The sequence below is a fragment of the Tunicatimonas pelagia genome, assembly GCF_030506325.1.
Classification (GTDB): Bacteria; Bacteroidota; Bacteroidia; order Cytophagales; family Cyclobacteriaceae; genus Tunicatimonas; species Tunicatimonas pelagia.
Window position 1 is genome coordinate 4,950,524 of record NZ_CP120683.1, and the last position, 16,542, is coordinate 4,967,065.

The following is a 16,542-nucleotide window of genomic DNA, read 5'->3' on the forward strand; positions in this document are numbered from 1 at the left end:
CAATGTTTAATTGAGTTCTCAACAAAGGTCATGAATTGCCGAATAGAGAATCTTGGTCTACACCAAGATTTTAGCTTTACAAGCTCAGATCTTTACTGAACTCAGCAGCTTACTAAAGTTGGTAGGGTCAATTCGCAGATAAGAAGCTAAATCCTTGTGCGGAACCATGTTGAGCAAGTGGGGACTACGCTTGACGAAAGCAGTAAATCGGCTCTGAATATCCAATGCCATCAGTTCGTACTGCCGCTGAACCAGCCCGACCAGTACTAGTTCGGTGGCCTTTCGCACTAAAGTTTCAATAGGTCGGTGTTGCTGCATCAGTTGCTGGTGTTGCTCGTAGGAAATTCGTAGAAACGTACTATCAGTGATACTCTCTAAAAAATAATGAGATGGGGTTTGGGTGATAAATGACTCCGGAATACCGGAGAAAGAGGGCGGGTAGGTAAACGCAATTACGTGGGGTTTGCCTTGATGCAGGTAGTACGACTTCTGAATGCCTTCTTCCACAAAATAAATATACCGCTCCCTTTGTCCCTGAAAGGTGATAATTGTTTTCTTTGGACAGTGAAATGGTTGCCAGTAGGCTAAATAATTTTCCAAAATCTCAGTGTCTACCGAGTGAATGGATTGAAGGAATGTTCTAATCATACTAACTAATTATCCATCACTCTACCAGTTTTGACTGAGGTGATACCGTTTGTAAACAGTATTGTCTTGTTATTGGAACCATGAAAAAAAACTACGATAACATCAGCCAATTTAAAAAATATTATCACTAAACTGACTGTTTTATTTTTAGGGCTAGGGCGTGTTGACATTCATGCTAACGAGTGGTTTTGAGGCTATTTTCGGGCCAATAAAGGCCATCGTGGCGCGACACTTGAGAAGAGCGATGCCGAGCATCGGTCGCCGAAAGCCGCCGGGGTCCGGTAACGCATAGTGGCCTGAAAAGAGACCAAAAACGCCGTTTAAGTTTGAATGCCAGCACGCCCTAGTAACATGAGTGCAACACTATCAACTTCTTTAGCATGAAACAGCTATTTTTCTGATTGTCCTTTTCGCTCAGTGTTCTGACGATGATGAGTTGATGTCACTGAACCGTGACTATTTCGTTGGGTCATGGCAAATTGACGCTAATATTCCTGCGTTCAATCAAGCCACTTTTCAATTTAGACCTAATAGTCGCTATGCTATCACTTTCAACAGTGGTGGAACGATAGAAGGAGATTGGTCTTACAATCAGCAAAGCAGGGAGCTACTGATCACTAGCTCTGATGGATTAGATACTTATGTCATTCTAAATTACTTCAGTCATCGCTTTGAGGCTCTACGACCCGATGATGAGACCTTGCTGTTTTTTGAACGAAGTGACAGATAGCCGAAAACGCGCGAAAAGCAAAAAAGCTCCGACTCAAATGAGCCAGAGCTTGAGGGGAAGAGATAGTAAATTAAGCTACTGGATGGTAGGCATTTGACCTTGAACCGGGTTAGAATCTACTCGGGCACTCGCACTGCTGCTTACTTCTACCTGAGCAGGACTAAGAAACTGAGCCTCTACTGGTATTTCTTCCGATACAATTTCGTAGTTCTCATCAATTTGTACCATATCACCCTTCACAGTGATGAGATAGATGCCGTTTTCTTCAGTAGCATCTACTTGAATGGAACCTTCGGTCAATCGGTAGCCAGTGTTGTTAACGGCAAAGTAAGCGATGTAGAAAGGGGCAATCATACCGGAATAAGAATTGTACTCGTAGGTGCCCGGTACGATGGTTCCGGGTTGATTGGCGTTGTAAATAAAGATCGCCGAACTGCCTTGGTCAAACCAACTAAGCTCTCCGTCGGCCATAGCCGTTTGGTCAGCGTAACCAAGTACAATTGGATACTTACCATTTTCATCAGCCTGTGTTTCGCCACCGCCGATGAATTCGGTGTAATCGAACGTGCTCTCGCCCGACGCCATTCGGCCCACCAGTGTGCTATTGTTATCAGGTTGAGCGGGAGTAGTAGGTGTGAACGGGGTGGTTGGGGTTCCAGCGTCAGTAGGGATGCCTGAAGTATTCGGAGTGGTGGGTACCGGGTCATTCGCCTCAGTGCAAGCGGTGAAAGCAGCTACTAAAGCTACCGCAAAGGTTTTAGTCAAGTTTGAAAGAGATAAAGTTTTCATGGTTATGGATTTTAAAGTTCGTTAAGTTCAGTGATTAGTAATATCGGTTAGTAGCCGACGTTCACTATACTATGCCGAAGGAAGGGGAGAGGTTAATGGTGGGCGGAAAGAAAAGAAGGGTAAAAGAGTAAAAATATCTGTTAAGGTATTGATAATCAGTGTGTAAGTACGAGGTAGTTTTCCGGCAAAAAAGAGAAGTGTCCGATAAGTGAGTGTCAATATGCAGTAGGCTAAGCTACATTACTTGAGCACCGAAGTAGAGTAGCACGGCGCACACCAGCCAAAATACCCATTGGCTTAGCAGGAGATAATTTTTCTTCTTTCGGGTAAGAAACAAAAGCTGAAGTAGCCAAGCTACTCCCCAGAGCAAAAATAGTAGGCTCAATGAGAGAGTCAGCGTTTTTTCAAAAGAGATGAGATCAGTAAGGGCAATGAGAAACAAAACGACCGAAAGCAGTAGTAAGTCAATAGTTACCATTTGAAAGGCGCACATCGATTGTATCCAGTTTCTCTGAAGTTCGTCGGTTGGTTCTGAACTTAATTTCTTCGGGTTGATGCTTAGTGCTTCTTGGTTTCCCGCAACGGTATGAGCCAAAAAAGCCATAGAAGCAATGATGGCCGCGATTAATACCGGAATATTCATGAGATTTTCGGCAAAGCGGTTAGTACATCGTGAGCATTCACCACGGTGCAGAATTCCTCATGCAAACTGGCCAAATGGATTTGGTGCATCTCCTCCGCCGTAATCAGTTCGCCGTTTATTCCCCTACGCTCAAAGGTTGCGGTGGCATCAGCTACTAGCTTAACGTTAAAACCTAAGTTTCCTGCCATCCTGACGCTGGTAGAAACGCAGTGGTCGGTGGTCAGCCCGACTACTACCAGGTGGTTCAATCCCTGTTCCCGTAAGTAATCTTCCAGATCGGTTCCGATGAATGCACTATTTACTGTCTTTGTAAAGATTTGCTCATCGGGCAAGGGCTGCACTTCAGGTTTAAACTGGTTGCCGGGCAGTTCGGGACGAAGCGGAGAGTTAGGGTTAGTAGAATGATGCTTCACGTGAATAATTGGCCAATTGATTTTTCGCCAAGCATCAAGTAGTTCCGCCATGCGCTGTTCCGCCTGCGGATTATTGCGCTTTCCCCAGTACGGATCGTCCAGCCCTTGCTGAACATCAATAAGCAGTAGTACAGATGGTTTCATGTTTTGTGGTAAAGGTCACAAATAGGAATTAGCAAAATAGGTTGTTCTTACCTACGAAATCAACAACGGATATGGCTATTTATCGTTTTAATACTGAAGCGACGACATTACAGTCAAATTACTTAATCAAACGTTATAGTACTCAGTATAACAATAAGAGGGTGCATTTCAAAATGACGTTACGCAGCGTTTCGTATAACATCTTGCAGTTGATGCCATCGGTCGCTCATATTGAGTGCCCTCAAATCAAGTACCCGCTGTGCTCCCTTCCGGCCCCACCGTTGGCCTGATAACTTTAAGCGTTGCTGGGCTACCGTACGTTGGGCTGCTTCTATGGCTCCTGATCCGATCATCCAGCCTCGGCTAACATAGTAGGGATAGTCCATCCGGTACGTGTTGTTTTGACAATAACGTAGCAGTTTGGCTTTGGCCTTTCCTACTGCTTGGGTGGTGGTCTTTAAAGCCCCAATGGTAGCCACTACTTGCCTTCCCCCCTGCTGTAGTAGTTGTTCACTCACTTGCGCCAGCCAAGCTTTGCTTTGCTGAGCGTTACTGAAATAGAGGTGTGCAAACTGAGCTAAGTGCTCTTTGACATGATAAAAATCTAAGATTTGGGTCGCTCGCGGATAGGCAGCATCCACCCAATTTTTGATCCAGGGTGCCCCATCACTCACCACGACCATACGCTCAGCTAACGCCTCATACTTATCGGTCAATACGGCCATCTTGGCTTCAAACGCCCGATGGTGCCCCAGGTGAGCCACATACTCAGAATGCTTGATCCAGCCCCGTTCGGGCTGCTCCTTATAGCAATCCGATTCGCAAAACACCCGACCAATCTTGGCTTCCTGCCAACTTTGTTCCCGGGTTAATAACATCCCGCCGTCAATCTCTACATAGACCACTTCTGAGGAGCTTACTGCTTTCGCAGGTGTCTCTTCCGCTAATAAAGTGGCGGCCGATTGCCCATAATGATGAACCAGGCGATAGATCTGGGTCGCATTACTGGGCACATGAAGTAGTTTCTCTATGAGCCGAGCACCTGACGCATAACAATGATCTTGCCCTACATATACCAACAGTTCGGTCAGGTAGGGGGTAACTTTCCCTGAAAGGTACTGACTGAACCGATGGGCTTTACTCACTGCTATCATTCCGTAGCGACTTTGGACTTTTTTTTAATCCGTCGGTCAGTAGAAGAGACCCCTACGGTTTTTTCTAGCACTTGGCGGCCTAACTCAACCCAGAGGGTATCAAATTTCTTTTCGTAATCATAAAAAGTCCTCTCGTCTTGCAACGACTCAAGAGCGTCCCACCGGGAAGCTGCTAAGTCTAGGTATTCTTCTTTCGTCATAGCTCTTTACTTTTTAAGGTACTATCTTCATACGACATTATGAAATGCACCCCAATAAGAGGAGTTATTTCACTATATTTATACGTTCCTTTATTGATTCAATCGCCTAGTAATGGAAGTAAAAGACAAAAAGGCTATATCTCCCAATAAAGCTAATGAGCGGTATCAGAAGATGCTTGCTCGTAAGATGAAAATGCGCCAGCACTTTCAACAGGGCGGAACACTGTCTGAATTATCTAAAGAAGAGTTTTCCCTTGTTAAACCTTTATAAGCTCGTTTCTGCGAGAACGGCTATCTTTTTACTACCTCTTTCAACACTACTTATGTAATCACTTTTCAAGATTGTTCTGAGTACTTGCTGGAAACTGAGGTTTATCAGAAAGTTCAGGTACTTGGGTTTTCGTTCTTTCAGCAGCAAACTACAGAAATGAAGCATCTGTATGACCCTAGGGTCAAAGCGACTATTCTTTCAGTGATTAACCAATTTTTTGAGAAAAACCCCTCCGGGGTACTCATTGCTACTTTAGAGAGTTTAGACCATAAGCAGCAAGGCCGTAAGTTGCTATTTAACCGATGGTATCAGACATCGGGTGTAGTGCAAGAAATTGCTATGCATCAGGCAACGATCAGTGTTGAAGATATTCAGCTTAGTCACTTGTTGCTTATCAGAGAAGATAACCCGTATTATCGGAAAGTAATACGTGCTTTTAAGGAGTTTATTGAGCTACTAAAGCAGTATAAGTAACGATGTTTTGCTGCTCATAATCCCTTTCAATTATACTGCACATAATGCTCCCACTTCGCTAGAACCGCCTGGAAATCTTCCGGTAATTCTGAGTCAAAAAATAGCTGCTCTTTGGTAACGGGGTGTTCAAAGCCGAGGGATTTGGCGTGCAGAGCTTGGCGAGGTAGTAGCTTAAAGCAATTCTCCACAAACTGTTTGTACTTGGTAAATTTCGTGCCTTTGCGAATCTCGCTTCCGCCGTACAGCGCATCGTTAAACAGTGGGTGGCCTAGATACTTCATATGGGCCCGAATCTGGTGGGTGCGACCGGTTTCTAGTTGGCACTGTAGCAGTGAAACGTAGCGCAGCGATTGAAGCACTTTATAATGAGTAATGGCATTTCGCCCCACATCTCCCTTTGGGAACGCCACCGTTACTCGTCGGTCTTTGGGGCTTCTTCCCAAATGCACATCAATAGTACCCTGCGGTTCTTCCGGCTCGCCCCAAACCAGAGCCAGATAGGTACGCTCAATGGTATGATGAAAAAATTGCTTGGCTAATCCGCTCATGGCTGGCTCCGTTTTGGCGATCACCAGTAAGCCCGAAGTATCTTTATCAATGCGGTGTATCAATCCGGGACGCCCTTCGTTGCCCTGCATGTGGGGCAGTTGCTGAAAGTGGTAGACCAAAGCATTTACTAGCGTACCCGACCAGTTTTGATAGGCCGGATGCACCACCATTCCGGCGGGTTTGTTAACTACCAGTAGATAGTCATCCTCGAACACAATGTTTAGCGGAATATTTTCGGGAAGCACCTCGGTATCACGGGGTGGGGTGGGTAGTGAAACCACAATTTCATCGTCGGGGCGAACCTTATAATTAGGCTTAACCGACTGCTCATTCACTAGTACGTAGCCTTCCCTAATGGCTGCTTGCACCTTCGAGCGAGTAACGTTAGGTAAAAACGTAATAAGGTACTTATCAATCCGGACAAGCTCCTGGTTGGGCGAGGCAACCAGGCGGTGGTGCTCAAACAATTCTTCCGACTCTTCGGTATCATCAAAACTCATAGTGGTAGCTTTCTTTCGGCAACAAATTTATGCATTTTAAGCGATCTTATGCGCCCAATAAAAATGCGTAACGCTTCACCGATTATTCAGCAACTGGACAACGCTCGGTTGAACCAAGCCCGGGTAGCAGTCTCGGTACTTCGGTTAGACAAAATGTATCCTGATCTTTCAGGCAATAAGTGGTACAAACTAAAGTATAATCTGCAACAAGCCCGAGCTGAAGGTAAAAGTACGCTATTGACTTTTGGCGGGGCTTACTCCAATCATATTTACGCTACGGCGGCGGCCGGAAAATTGTACGATTTTGATACTATTGGTATTATTCGGGGCGAACGTCCGAAAACGCTAAACCCTACTTTACGGTTTGCTGAAGCCTACGGAATGCAATTGCACTTTGTGAGTCGGGAAGCGTATCGGAACAAAGAAAGTGATCTGTTTACGGAGCAACTTCAACAGAAGTTTGGCTCATTTTATCGGCTTCCGGAAGGTGGTACGAACGGGTTGGCGATTAAAGGTTGTTCGGAGATATTACCAACGCCGCTAGAGTATGATTTCATTTGCAGTAGCGTGGGCACCGGAGGAACGCTGGCTGGATTATTAGTACAGTTAGCCGGACAAAAACAGGTGCTTGGCTTTCCGGCACTTAAGGGTGGAAATTTTCTGTACGATGAGATCAATCAGCTTACGACGAACTTCAATAATCAATCATACACTAATTATCAGCTAGTTACTGATTACCATTTTGGGGGCTATGCGAAGGCGAATGCCGAATTGATTACCTTTATCAATCACTTTTATCAGAAGCATCCTATTCCGCTAGATCCGGTCTACAACGGGAAGCTGTTCTACGGACTTTATGATCTAATCCAGCAGCAATACTTTAGGGAGGGTACTCGTCTGTTGGTGATTCATACTGGCGGACTGCAAGGCATTACTGGGTTCAATGAGCGGTACCCTAACAAAAAATTATGTATTTTAGAAGGTTAGTGTTTACCAGAAGCTAACGGTTTGTATTAATTCAAAAGCACAACTCATGAAAAATTTTGTACTTAGCCTGCTCAGCCTGTTCGTTTTTAGTGGAGCGTTTGCCCAGAAATGTGATGACAACTTCTACCGAATGGAACCCGGCTCCACCTTTCATCTTACTTACTACGATAAAAAAGATAAAACAACCGCTCGCCAAGAAAATGTGGTGACCGATACTAACGAAAACGGAAGCACACTGGAGGCGACCGTTAGCACCAAGCTGTTTGATAAGAAAGACAAATTAATCACCGACGGTTCGTTTCTGGTAATTTGTGAGGGAAACGGGGTAAAAGTTGATATGAATCAAATGATACAGTCGATGGATCAGTTGAAGTCAATGGAAGGTATGAACACAGAAATTGAGACAGACTATATTTCACTGCCGTCTGATATGTCGGTAGGGCAAGTGCTACCCGATAGTAAGACAACAATAAAAATGGGTAGTGGCGGAATCAGTATGATGTCGAGCGAAGTGGTGATTACCGACCGCAAGGTAGTTGCCCAAGAAGAGATTGCCACTCCCGCCGGTACGTTCGATTGCTATAAAATCACCTACACTACGAATGTAAATATGAAAGTGATGGGTGGGGGACGTACTATGTCGTACCCGGGCGTAAACTGGTTTGCTCGCAATGTAGGAATGGTAAAATCGGAGAGCTACGACCAAAAAGGAAACTTAGAGTCGTATACGCTGCTAACCAAGTTAGAATAAGACCAAGACCTTAATCTGCTAACAACTCAACCATTCCGGGGGCGTTCTGCATTCGGGCATGGTCGAGGGCGGTATTACCTCGCTGATCTTTGATACTTTTATCGGCCCCGTGTTTTAGTAGCAATTCGGCAATCTTTCGCTGTCCGAAGGTGGCGGTGTAAATAAGAGCAGTGGCTCCGTTAGTATTCTGTCGATTTACGTCGGCTCCGCGTTCAATCAGCAATTGAGCCACCCGAGGGTACCCTTTAAAACAAACCCCCATCAGTGCGGTATTTCCCGCCGCATCCTGCACATTAATGTCCGCTCCGGCATCCAGTAGATGCTCAGTCATTTTCAACTGTTCGTTGTAACTGGCCAAAATTAGCGGTGGAAATCCCCGTGGGTCTCGCTTCTCTATGAGGGCCGGTGTTTCAGATAAATGCCGTTTTACTTCGGTAATTTCTCCTAAACGAATTGCTTCAAAATAGTCCATGCCAGAAATATATGAAAAAAGGAGCTATGGGAGCTCCTTCATAATAAATAGTTTGTAGAGAATTCACCGCATGGTAGCGGATCAAACAATACTACCGAATATAAAATCATAAATCAAATTGATTATATTGATGAATCAATAGTTTTTCTCTATATGACGCTTACGCAATTAGAATATATCGTTGCACTGGATGCTCATCGGAATTTTGCTCGAGCTGCCGCTCATTGTTTTGTGACTCAGCCGACGCTTAGTATGCAGATAAGAAAGCTGGAAGATGAGCTGGGAATTGTGCTGTTTGACCGAAACAAGAAACCAGTTTCGCCCACTAGCATAGGAGCTCAAGTGATAGCCGAAGCCCATAGTACCTTAGCCAGTCTTCAGAAAATTCGGGAGGTGGTTCACCAGCATACCGACGAAATAGCCGGAAGGCTACGAATGGGCATGATCCCTACGCTTAGCCCGTATTTGTTACCTCGTTTATTACCCAAGTTGGCCAAAAAATATCCGAAAATAGATTTCGAGATTGAAGAACTGGTATCAGAACAGCTCGTAGAAAAACTGCATCAAGAACAGTTAGATATCGGCGTGTGGGTAGCTAATCGCCGGGAGCCAGATTTGGTACATACTCCGCTGTTCTACGAAAAATTTCTGATCTACCTACCGGAAGGGCATCCTTACCCTAAATCTTCCATCGCTTTGCAGCAGCTCGACATGAACCATATTTGGTTGCTGAAGGAGGGGCACTGCTTTCGCGATCAGGTAGAAAAAATCTGTGGAAATTTTGCTCAATCGCATCAGCAAATCAATTTTTTAAGTGGAAGCTTAGAAACATTGAAGAAAATGGTGGATCAGCACTACGGGTTCACGCTCTTACCCGAACTGGCGGTGAGAGAACTCTCGGCGGAACAGCGCGAGAATATTCGAGAGTTCAGAAACATTCAACCGCTACGAGAAATTAGTTTAACGTATCACAAGCGGTTCCCGCGGGAGAAATTGATCCGCATTACCAAGCAAGAGATTCAGGAAAGCATACCGCCTGAACTGCTCAATGAAGAACGTGGAAAAGTAATTCCTTGGAAGTAGTAAAGTGCCGAAAGAGAAACACCAGTTTATCTCTACTTGCGTATTGCTACAAACCGAATAACTTTGAACTACCAAAGATTTTGAAAGAACTGTTTTGTCGTACACTCATTATTCATTATCCATTTCTCCCTATCAACAGTCAATTACTATCCACTGTCTATGAAAATTAGAAACACTTTTATTCTCGGGCTGGCTTCTGTCGTTCTGATGCATTGTCAGTCACCAACTGCTACGCAAATAGAACCTCACCAACTTTTTACTAATAATGCTGTACTACAGCGCGACATTGCTATGCCAGTGTGGGGTAGGGCCAACCCGGGTGGAGCGGTGGAGGTAGAAATAAACGGCCAGGTTGAACGAACGGAGGTGAGCCAGGATAGCAGTTGGCAAGTGAACCTAGCGGCAATGGAAGCCGGTGGGCCTTTTCAACTTATTATTCGAGGCGAAGAAGAAATTGTGCTGGAAAATGTGATGGTGGGCGATGTTTGGCTGGCTTCGGGTCAGTCTAACATGGAGTGGCCCTTGAGTGCTGAGGTGGACAATTACGAAGAAGAAATAGCCAATGCTAACTACCCCAATATTCGCTTATTCACGGTGTATCGTAATACCAGCCTCGAACCTTTAAACCAACTGGATAGCGGTAGCTGGCAGGAGTGCTCACCGGAAACTGTGGCTAACTTCTCGGCAGTAGCCTATTTCTTTGGGCGAGAAATTCGGCAGGAGCAAGATGTTCCTGTTGGCTTACTGCACTCATCTTGGGGAGGTACAACGGCGGAAGCCTGGGTAAGTGAAACCTCGGTACGGCAGATGGAAGATTTTTCTGCCCTGCTTGACGCTCTTCGTGTCGATGAATCAGGTGATTTGAGCTTCTCTGAGAAGCAAAAGCTGAAAGAACAAGTCATCGCCCAAGCTGATGCTCGCCTACCGGATGTCACCGTTCCGTTAGAAGATCAAGACTGGTCAGTCATGGAATTACCTACGCTGTGGGAAGATGCCAACCCGCCTTTAGCTGGCTACAATGGCTACGTATGGTTTCAGAAAACATTCACACTACCCCAATCGTACGAAAATCAACCGCTTACCTTGCACCTAGGGGCAATTGACGATGCCGACATTACTTGGATAAACGGACAAAAGGTGGGTGAAACGGAAGGGTACAATGTGCTACGCACCTACGAAATTCCGCCTGAGCTAGTGAAAGGCGGCGAAAATACGATTACGGTGCGCGTGCTCGATACGGGAGGAGGCGGAGGCTTTTCCGGCCCCGCCGACAAAATGTACCTAGCGCGTGATGGTCAGCAGCTATCCGTGAACATAGTGGGCGATTGGAAGTACGATCAGAACCAGGAAGGAGACTTCCCGAACGTATCACCGTATCCGCAGGAGCCTACGCTGCTATATAACGCCATGATTAATCCGCTACTGCCGTACCCACTAAAAGGAGTAATCTGGTACCAGGGCGAAAGTAATGCGGGGCGAGCCCAGCAGTACCAAACCTTATTTCCTTTGCTAATTGACGATTGGCGCGCACAGTGGAGTATTGGCGATTTCCCGTTTCTGTTTGTGCAACTAGCTAGTTTCAGTGCTCCGGGTTCTCATCCCGAAAACTGGCCCCGACTGCGCGAAGCTCAGTTAATGACGCTAAGCTTACCCAATACTGGTATGGCGGTTACCATTGATGTTGGCGACTCTATCGATATTCATCCTCGCAATAAGCAGGATGTTGGCTACCGATTAGCATTAGCAGCCCGAAAAGTAGCCTACGGAGAAGAAAATGTTTACTCCGGGCCCATCTACGAATCTATGCGAGTAGCCGATGATTCCGTTATTCTTACGTTTGAGGAGGTAGGAGAAGGAATCTTTAAAATGCCGGATGAAAAACTACGAGGGTTTGAAGTAGCCGGAGAAGATCGGCGGTTTTACCCTGCCCAAGCTACAATCATCAGCGATACTGAAATTTCGGTGAAAGCCTCGGAAGTAGCTCGCCCGGTGGCAGTGCGCTACGGTTGGCGCAGTAATCCTGACGTGAATCTGTACAACTCGGAAGGCTTACCGGCTTCTCCTTTTCGTACGGATGACTGGGAAGTGCTAGAGATTGAAAGTTAGGAAATTGTTACCACCCATAAATATTGTAGTTACAATAAACAAAATCTGGTACTATTCGTTATAGTGACTTATTGTTCTTTTTACTGTCAACCCCGGAGCTTTTCCGGGACAAACCCTTAACAATTATGAACATGACTCGCATTTCCATTTTGTCATTATTTCTAGGTGCATTACTCTTTAGTTGTCAACAGAAGCCCGGCGGAACTGAAGCCGAAGTAAGCGAAGCGCAGGAAGTAGAAGAGGTAAGCTCTGCTGCTACTGACTATTCAGTAAATACTGATCAAAGTCAAGTAGATTGGGTTGGCTTTAAACCGACTGGTCGCCATAACGGAACTATCGGCATTGAAGATGGAGCTATCTCGGTTCTTAACGGCGATGTAGTGGGTGGAAGCTTTACCCTGAATATGAACGACATTAATGTAGAAGACTTAGAAGGTGAGTATAAAGATAAACTGACCAATCATCTTAAGTCGGGCGACTTTTTTAGTGTGGAAGAATATCCAACTGCTACTTTTGAGATTACCGGTGTAGAATCTTACTCGGGTGAAATGGCTGCTAATGATGGCGACGATAAAATGAAGTTAGTGGTGAATGAAGAAGAGGTAGACGAATATAGTCTGGCTGATCCTACTCATTCTATCACTGGTAATTTAACCATGCGGGGTACTTCGCTAAGTGTCACTTTTCCGGCTAAAGTAAGCGTAACCGATGGTCAGGTAACTGCTAATGCAAAGTTTAATATTGATCGTACCAAGTGGGGTGTAAACTTCCGCGAAGAAAATGGCTACGAAGCTCGGGCTAAAGATGAGCTAATCTACGATACCGTAAACGTAGGATTTGATATTACTGCTTCAGAAGGAGAGCCTACTGCAATGGCTAAGTAATTACTTCATCAAGAAGTTAAAAAGGAAAGGGAGCCTCATCAGGGTCCCTTTTTTTAATGCTCTAAACTTCTTCAGAGAACGTTGCCGACCAGACAATTAGCCTTACTAATCTTTCCCACTTCTATAAATCTTGGTAGCTTTGGGTATGGACGAACTTCAAGAGAAATTTCGGCAGCAATTTCCAGAGATACTGTACCTGTCAGCGGAAAATAGAACCGAACTGGAATATTGTTTACGCCAGAAGCAGTGGATACATGCGGATGAAAAAATAGTGTCGTTGGAAAAGCCAGGGGAGGGGAACATGAATGTAGTACTGCGGGTTGTCACTGACCGTCAGCGATTTATCGTGAAGCAGCCTCGTCCGTGGGTACAGAAATATCCGCAGGTAGCCGCACCTATGAACCGAGTTGAGGTAGAAACTTCTTTTTACGAATTGATTTCCGCTCACCGCGAGTTGAAAGAAGCTACGCCCAAGCTAATTGGATTTGACTCAGCCCAGTTTATTTTGGCTCTGGAAGATCTGGGTGACGGCAGCGATTTCACCTATCTCTACCAAAAAAAGCGGGAAATTACTACCGAAGAAGTCAGCACACTAGTTTCTTTTATTTCCCAGCTACACCAAATTCGCGCCGATACAGCTTCCGTGAATTTTCCAGATAATCGGGCGATGAAGGAGCTAAATCATGAGCATATTTTCAATTATCCTTTTCTGGAAGAAAACGGTTTTAATCTGGATGATGTGCAGCCCGGGTTGCAAGAAATATCACTGAAATATAAGCGGAACGAAGAGCTGAAAGCTAAAATCACTCGCTTGGGTGAGCGGTACTTGGCTACCGGAAACACGTTGTTGCACGGTGATTACTACCCCGGTAGTTGGCTAAAAACTGCTTCTGATATTGCTATTATTGATCCTGAATTTGCCTTCTTGGGCGACCCTGAGTTTGATATTGGAGTAATGGTTGCTCATTTGATGATGGCCGAAACTGCGCCAGAAATTATTCAGCAGGTTATGAATGAATACCAACAGCCAGAAGGTTACGACGAATTGTTACAACACGCCTACAGCGGAGTAGAAGTTCTACGAAGAATTATTGGTTTAGCTCAGTTGCCACTATCGCTTTCGTTAGAAGAAAAACGAGACTTGCTAACAAAAGCATCAGATTGGATACAGCAATACTAAGAAAATATGAGGAGCGGGATTTTCATTTTCGTAGTAGTGATGATATGGGTTTGGAGCTGTAACCCTCCTTTCGAACAGCCAGCTCCCGAAACTCCGGCAGACGATTCATTAATGATTAAAAAGGATACAATCTCGGTGAAGCTTTCTCATGATGAACTCTATGACAAAGTACTAGGTATGCTGGTCGGCTCGGCTATTGGCGACGCAATGGGCGCGCCTACCGAGATGTGGCTGCGGGAGGATATTGTGACTGATTACGGTTTTGTAGAAAAGCTTGATACAATGGTGCGCGAACCTTCTGCCGAGGGCACCTGGGATTATAACCTACCGGCTGGGGGCACCACCGATGATACCCGCTGGAAAAAACTACTGACTGAATTTTTACTAACCCAATCTAAAGAACTTAGTGCTAAAGATTTTGCTGGGTTTATTGTGAAAAAGTACGAACAGGAAATTCATCAACTAAAACAAACCGATGGTTTTGATCCCGAACCTTTTGAAATCAATGTTCGTCGTGTGGCTTGGTTGCAAGAGTGGGCCAGAGTGGCCAAACCCTACGCTGAAGGTAATTTAGATGAGTACTCCTTTGCTCTCAGCCGATTTTACGGGGGCGAAATGACTTGCGCCGGAATGCTGTACGCGCCCAGTATTGGTGCATTTTATCCCGCTCAGCCTAAACGAGCTTATCTGGAAACCTACAAACTGGCGGTGTTTGATCTGGGCTTCGCCCGTGATATTAGCGGGTTAGTGGGCGCTATGGTAGCAGCGGCCATACAGCCCCAAGCCACTTCCGAATCGGTCATTAATACACTACGCGATGTGGATCCCCACGGCTACTTTAAAAGTCGTTTGGTGGGGCGAACCGCTTATCGCTTGCTGAAAGACGCTCGCCGCATTGTTCGTCAGGCAAAACAAACACTGCCGGAGGGCGAAGAAATTAGTATTGAGATGCCCACCAATTCAACCTTAGATACGCTCACCTTCTGGCAGATGCAGCGAGCGTTTGCGCTGTTGGATGCTAAAAACCAGGATATGCCCTTCCACGCCGGCGAAATTTTTCTGGTAAACCTAACTGCCTTACTGTTTTGTGATTTTGACTTTACCCAATCAATGGCCTTCGTTGTAAATTTTGGTCGGGACAACGATACTACCGCTGCCGTGACCGGAGCTATTCTGGGTGCTTACTACGGCGCGGACCAATTGCCAGAAGAAATGGTGAATTCAGTATTATCCGTAAACGATACGGTACTGGATGTAAATTTGGAAGAATTGGCTAGCCAACTGACGGATAGAATATTATCACGATGATCTGTAAGAACATCATTAATGATGTTCTTACACTAAATTTATTGACCCGCGGGAGCATCCACATTGGCGGTAATACTCACCTGCTGGGTGGGTGCTGAAGGATCGTTGGAGAATACAGTAATTACTTTATTCTGCTTGCCCCGCCGTCCGCGCGGGTTAAACGTAACGCTGATTTTACTGCTTTCACCAGGGGCCAGGGTGTCTTTGTCCGGATTAGAAACGGTGCAACCGCAGTTAGCCTTGGTCGCCCGAATATTCAAATCGCTCTTTCCGGTATTGGTGAATGTGAAATCAGTAGTTACTTTATTATCCTGCGAAATAGTGCCAAAATCGTGTTTTTTGGCAGCAAAAGCCAACTTAGGGGCTTTCTCTAGCTGCTCTTCAGTCAGTGGTTCAAAATATTCTTCTACGGTAGCCATCACCGTAAACTCTTTTAAACTGTCTTCGCCTTCATCGGTAAACAAACGGATGCGATCAGTAGAGAAACCTAATCGCTTGCGGTCTACCGCATCGGTAGCATTGTAAGTTACTTTAATAGCTCCTTTCTGCTTAGGCTGCAATGTCTGGGGTTGAATATCCACCGAGACGTGACCGGGCGTAACCACGTTGGTAGCAAAAGTCACGGGTTGGTCGCCATCGTTAAACACGTCAAACGTTTTCTCTACTGGCTCATTGGTCAGCACTTTACCCATATTGAACGAACGGTACTTTACCCGCAGATTACCCATTGCGGTAGGGTAGTCGTCTTGTGGAGTTTTAGGCTTAGGATTTACGTTACCTTTAATGTAAAGAACACTAGTACTAGGCTCAGCATTGGAGGTAACCGTAATGGATTTACGAAACGCACCCGGACGATTTTTTGGATTATACTGCGCGACAATGGTTCCTTTTTTACCAGGAGCTACGGGTTCTTTCGTCCAGCTCGGCGTGGTGCAACCGCAAGATGCTTTCACGTTACTGACAATGACCGGAGCTTTCCCGGTATTGGTGAACACAAACTCATGCGAAATAGGCCCACCTTCTTCTTTCACCGTACCAAAATCATGATCAGTGGTTTCAAAGGTTAATACCGGACTTTGGGCGATGGCCACCGTGGATACGGCCATACTCACGGCTAGCAAGAAGGTAAATACAAACGACAATTGCTTTTTCATGGTTCGAGTTTGATTTTATAATCTTTTAGATCGATATGTAACTGCTTTATGCACTATTTACTTTTCGTACAACGATCAATTTCTATCAATCATCTATTTTCG

The 16,542-nt window shown here is 45.4% G+C and carries 19 protein-coding genes; 10 read left to right on the top strand and 9 right to left on the bottom strand.

Features of this window, described 5'->3' with window-relative positions; translation table 11 throughout:
* Positions 1 to 84: 84 nt before the first annotated feature.
* Positions 85 to 648 (bottom strand): Crp/Fnr family transcriptional regulator, encoded by a 564-nt coding sequence (locus P0M28_RS21200; RefSeq protein WP_302204924.1) that lies wholly within the window; start codon positions 646 to 648, stop codon positions 85 to 87.
* 439 nt (positions 649 to 1,087) lie between these two features.
* Between P0M28_RS21200 and P0M28_RS21205 the strand changes: the two genes are divergently transcribed.
* Positions 1,088 to 1,378, top strand: a complete 291-nt coding sequence (locus P0M28_RS21205; RefSeq protein WP_302204926.1) for a hypothetical protein — start codon at positions 1,088 to 1,090, stop codon at positions 1,376 to 1,378.
* Positions 1,379 to 1,453: 75 nt separating this feature from the next.
* On the opposite strand, the gene P0M28_RS21210 is transcribed toward P0M28_RS21205, so the two are convergent.
* From P0M28_RS21210 to P0M28_RS21230, 5 genes are all read right to left on the bottom strand, one after another.
* Positions 1,454 to 2,167, bottom strand: coding sequence for a hypothetical protein (locus P0M28_RS21210; RefSeq protein ID WP_302204928.1), 714 nt, complete (start codon positions 2,165 to 2,167; stop codon positions 1,454 to 1,456).
* Positions 2,168 to 2,402: 235 nt separating this feature from the next.
* Positions 2,403 to 2,810: a hypothetical protein gene (locus P0M28_RS21215; protein WP_302204929.1), complete on the bottom strand. Its 408-nt coding sequence runs from the start codon at positions 2,808 to 2,810 to the stop codon at positions 2,403 to 2,405.
* Positions 2,807 to 3,367: a cysteine hydrolase family protein gene (locus tag P0M28_RS21220; protein WP_302204930.1), complete on the bottom strand. Its 561-nt coding sequence runs from the start codon at positions 3,365 to 3,367 to the stop codon at positions 2,807 to 2,809. Before P0M28_RS21220 ends, P0M28_RS21215 begins: the two co-directional genes overlap by 4 nt.
* A 179-nt stretch (positions 3,368 to 3,546) precedes the next feature.
* Positions 3,547 to 4,521 (bottom strand): hypothetical protein, encoded by a 975-nt coding sequence (locus P0M28_RS21225; protein WP_302204932.1) that lies wholly within the window; start codon positions 4,519 to 4,521, stop codon positions 3,547 to 3,549.
* Positions 4,518 to 4,721: a hypothetical protein gene (locus P0M28_RS21230; protein WP_302204934.1), complete on the bottom strand. Its 204-nt coding sequence runs from the start codon at positions 4,719 to 4,721 to the stop codon at positions 4,518 to 4,520. Before P0M28_RS21230 ends, P0M28_RS21225 begins: the two co-directional genes overlap by 4 nt.
* Before the next feature lie 112 nt (positions 4,722 to 4,833).
* Here P0M28_RS21230 and P0M28_RS21235 point away from each other — a divergent pair, with 112 nt between their 5' ends.
* Together P0M28_RS21235 and P0M28_RS21240 are read left to right on the top strand one after the other, a co-directional pair.
* Positions 4,834 to 4,992 carry a hypothetical protein gene (locus P0M28_RS21235; RefSeq protein WP_302204935.1) on the top strand — a complete coding sequence of 53 codons (159 nt, stop codon included), beginning with the start codon at positions 4,834 to 4,836 and terminating at the stop codon, positions 4,990 to 4,992.
* A 156-nt stretch (positions 4,993 to 5,148) separates the two neighbouring features.
* Positions 5,149 to 5,466: a DUF6169 family protein gene (locus tag P0M28_RS21240; protein WP_302204937.1), complete on the top strand. Its 318-nt coding sequence runs from the start codon at positions 5,149 to 5,151 to the stop codon at positions 5,464 to 5,466.
* Positions 5,467 to 5,492: 26 nt separating this feature from the next.
* Here P0M28_RS21240 and P0M28_RS21245 read toward each other — a convergent pair whose 3' ends face one another.
* Positions 5,493 to 6,515: an RluA family pseudouridine synthase gene (locus P0M28_RS21245; RefSeq protein WP_302204938.1), complete on the bottom strand. Its 1,023-nt coding sequence runs from the start codon at positions 6,513 to 6,515 to the stop codon at positions 5,493 to 5,495.
* Positions 6,516 to 6,578: 63 nt separating this feature from the next.
* Between P0M28_RS21245 and P0M28_RS21250 the strand changes: the two genes are divergently transcribed.
* Entirely contained in the window at positions 6,579 to 7,502 is a 924-nt protein-coding gene (locus P0M28_RS21250) for a 1-aminocyclopropane-1-carboxylate deaminase/D-cysteine desulfhydrase (RefSeq protein WP_302204939.1), read from the top strand.
* Positions 7,503 to 7,548: 46 nt separating this feature from the next.
* The gene (locus P0M28_RS21255; RefSeq protein ID WP_302204941.1) at positions 7,549 to 8,253 is read left to right on the top strand and encodes a TapB family protein; all 705 of its coding nucleotides are present in this window, start codon (positions 7,549 to 7,551) and stop codon (positions 8,251 to 8,253) included.
* 10 nt (positions 8,254 to 8,263) lie between these two features.
* On the opposite strand, the gene P0M28_RS21260 is transcribed toward P0M28_RS21255, so the two are convergent.
* Positions 8,264 to 8,725, bottom strand: a complete 462-nt coding sequence (locus P0M28_RS21260) for an ankyrin repeat domain-containing protein (RefSeq protein WP_302204942.1) — start codon at positions 8,723 to 8,725, stop codon at positions 8,264 to 8,266.
* Between the two features lie 153 nt (positions 8,726 to 8,878).
* Here P0M28_RS21260 and P0M28_RS21265 point away from each other — a divergent pair, with 153 nt between their 5' ends.
* From P0M28_RS21265 to P0M28_RS21285, 5 genes are all read left to right on the top strand, one after another.
* Positions 8,879 to 9,808, top strand: coding sequence for a hydrogen peroxide-inducible genes activator (locus P0M28_RS21265; RefSeq protein ID WP_302204943.1), 930 nt, complete (start codon positions 8,879 to 8,881; stop codon positions 9,806 to 9,808).
* 159 nt (positions 9,809 to 9,967) lie between these two features.
* Positions 9,968 to 11,914: a sialate O-acetylesterase gene (locus P0M28_RS21270; protein ID WP_302204944.1), complete on the top strand. Its 1,947-nt coding sequence runs from the start codon at positions 9,968 to 9,970 to the stop codon at positions 11,912 to 11,914.
* A 125-nt stretch (positions 11,915 to 12,039) separates the two neighbouring features.
* The gene (locus P0M28_RS21275) at positions 12,040 to 12,798 is read left to right on the top strand and encodes a YceI family protein (RefSeq protein WP_302204945.1); all 759 of its coding nucleotides are present in this window, start codon (positions 12,040 to 12,042) and stop codon (positions 12,796 to 12,798) included.
* Between the two features lie 145 nt (positions 12,799 to 12,943).
* Positions 12,944 to 13,978 (top strand): phosphotransferase, encoded by a 1,035-nt coding sequence (locus P0M28_RS21280; RefSeq protein WP_302204946.1) that lies wholly within the window; start codon positions 12,944 to 12,946, stop codon positions 13,976 to 13,978.
* 6 nt (positions 13,979 to 13,984) lie between these two features.
* Positions 13,985 to 15,286, top strand: coding sequence for an ADP-ribosylglycohydrolase family protein (locus P0M28_RS21285; protein WP_302204948.1), 1,302 nt, complete (start codon positions 13,985 to 13,987; stop codon positions 15,284 to 15,286).
* A gap of 38 nt (positions 15,287 to 15,324) precedes the next feature.
* On the opposite strand, the gene P0M28_RS21290 is transcribed toward P0M28_RS21285, so the two are convergent.
* Complete coding sequence (locus P0M28_RS21290) at positions 15,325 to 16,440, bottom strand: DUF1573 domain-containing protein (RefSeq protein WP_302204950.1); 1,116 nt, start codon at positions 16,438 to 16,440, stop codon at positions 15,325 to 15,327.
* Between the last annotated feature and the right edge of the window lie 102 nt (positions 16,441 to 16,542).

Excerpts from the sequence above, each read along its gene's own strand:
- P0M28_RS21200 (WP_302204924.1), bottom strand. The coding sequence starts at position 648 with ATGATTAGAACATTCCTTCAATCCATTCACTCGGTAGACACTGAGATT.
- P0M28_RS21205 (WP_302204926.1), top strand. The coding sequence starts at position 1,088 with ATGTCACTGAACCGTGACTATTTCGTTGGGTCATGGCAAATTGACGCT.
- P0M28_RS21210 (WP_302204928.1), bottom strand. The coding sequence starts at position 2,167 with ATGAAAACTTTATCTCTTTCAAACTTGACTAAAACCTTTGCGGTAGCT.
- P0M28_RS21215 (WP_302204929.1), bottom strand. The coding sequence starts at position 2,810 with ATGAATATTCCGGTATTAATCGCGGCCATCATTGCTTCTATGGCTTTT.
- P0M28_RS21220 (WP_302204930.1), bottom strand. The coding sequence starts at position 3,367 with ATGAAACCATCTGTACTACTGCTTATTGATGTTCAGCAAGGGCTGGAC.
- P0M28_RS21225 (WP_302204932.1), bottom strand. The coding sequence starts at position 4,521 with ATGATAGCAGTGAGTAAAGCCCATCGGTTCAGTCAGTACCTTTCAGGG.
- P0M28_RS21230 (WP_302204934.1), bottom strand. The coding sequence starts at position 4,721 with ATGACGAAAGAAGAATACCTAGACTTAGCAGCTTCCCGGTGGGACGCT.
- P0M28_RS21235 (WP_302204935.1), top strand. The coding sequence starts at position 4,834 with ATGGAAGTAAAAGACAAAAAGGCTATATCTCCCAATAAAGCTAATGAG.
- P0M28_RS21240 (WP_302204937.1), top strand. The coding sequence starts at position 5,149 with ATGAAGCATCTGTATGACCCTAGGGTCAAAGCGACTATTCTTTCAGTG.
- P0M28_RS21245 (WP_302204938.1), bottom strand. The coding sequence starts at position 6,515 with ATGAGTTTTGATGATACCGAAGAGTCGGAAGAATTGTTTGAGCACCAC.
- P0M28_RS21250 (WP_302204939.1), top strand. The coding sequence starts at position 6,579 with ATGCGTAACGCTTCACCGATTATTCAGCAACTGGACAACGCTCGGTTG.
- P0M28_RS21255 (WP_302204941.1), top strand. The coding sequence starts at position 7,549 with ATGAAAAATTTTGTACTTAGCCTGCTCAGCCTGTTCGTTTTTAGTGGA.
- P0M28_RS21260 (WP_302204942.1), bottom strand. The coding sequence starts at position 8,725 with ATGGACTATTTTGAAGCAATTCGTTTAGGAGAAATTACCGAAGTAAAA.
- P0M28_RS21265 (WP_302204943.1), top strand. The coding sequence starts at position 8,879 with ATGACGCTTACGCAATTAGAATATATCGTTGCACTGGATGCTCATCGG.
- P0M28_RS21270 (WP_302204944.1), top strand. The coding sequence starts at position 9,968 with ATGAAAATTAGAAACACTTTTATTCTCGGGCTGGCTTCTGTCGTTCTG.
- P0M28_RS21275 (WP_302204945.1), top strand. The coding sequence starts at position 12,040 with ATGAACATGACTCGCATTTCCATTTTGTCATTATTTCTAGGTGCATTA.
- P0M28_RS21280 (WP_302204946.1), top strand. The coding sequence starts at position 12,944 with ATGGACGAACTTCAAGAGAAATTTCGGCAGCAATTTCCAGAGATACTG.
- P0M28_RS21285 (WP_302204948.1), top strand. The coding sequence starts at position 13,985 with ATGAGGAGCGGGATTTTCATTTTCGTAGTAGTGATGATATGGGTTTGG.
- P0M28_RS21290 (WP_302204950.1), bottom strand. The coding sequence starts at position 16,440 with ATGAAAAAGCAATTGTCGTTTGTATTTACCTTCTTGCTAGCCGTGAGT.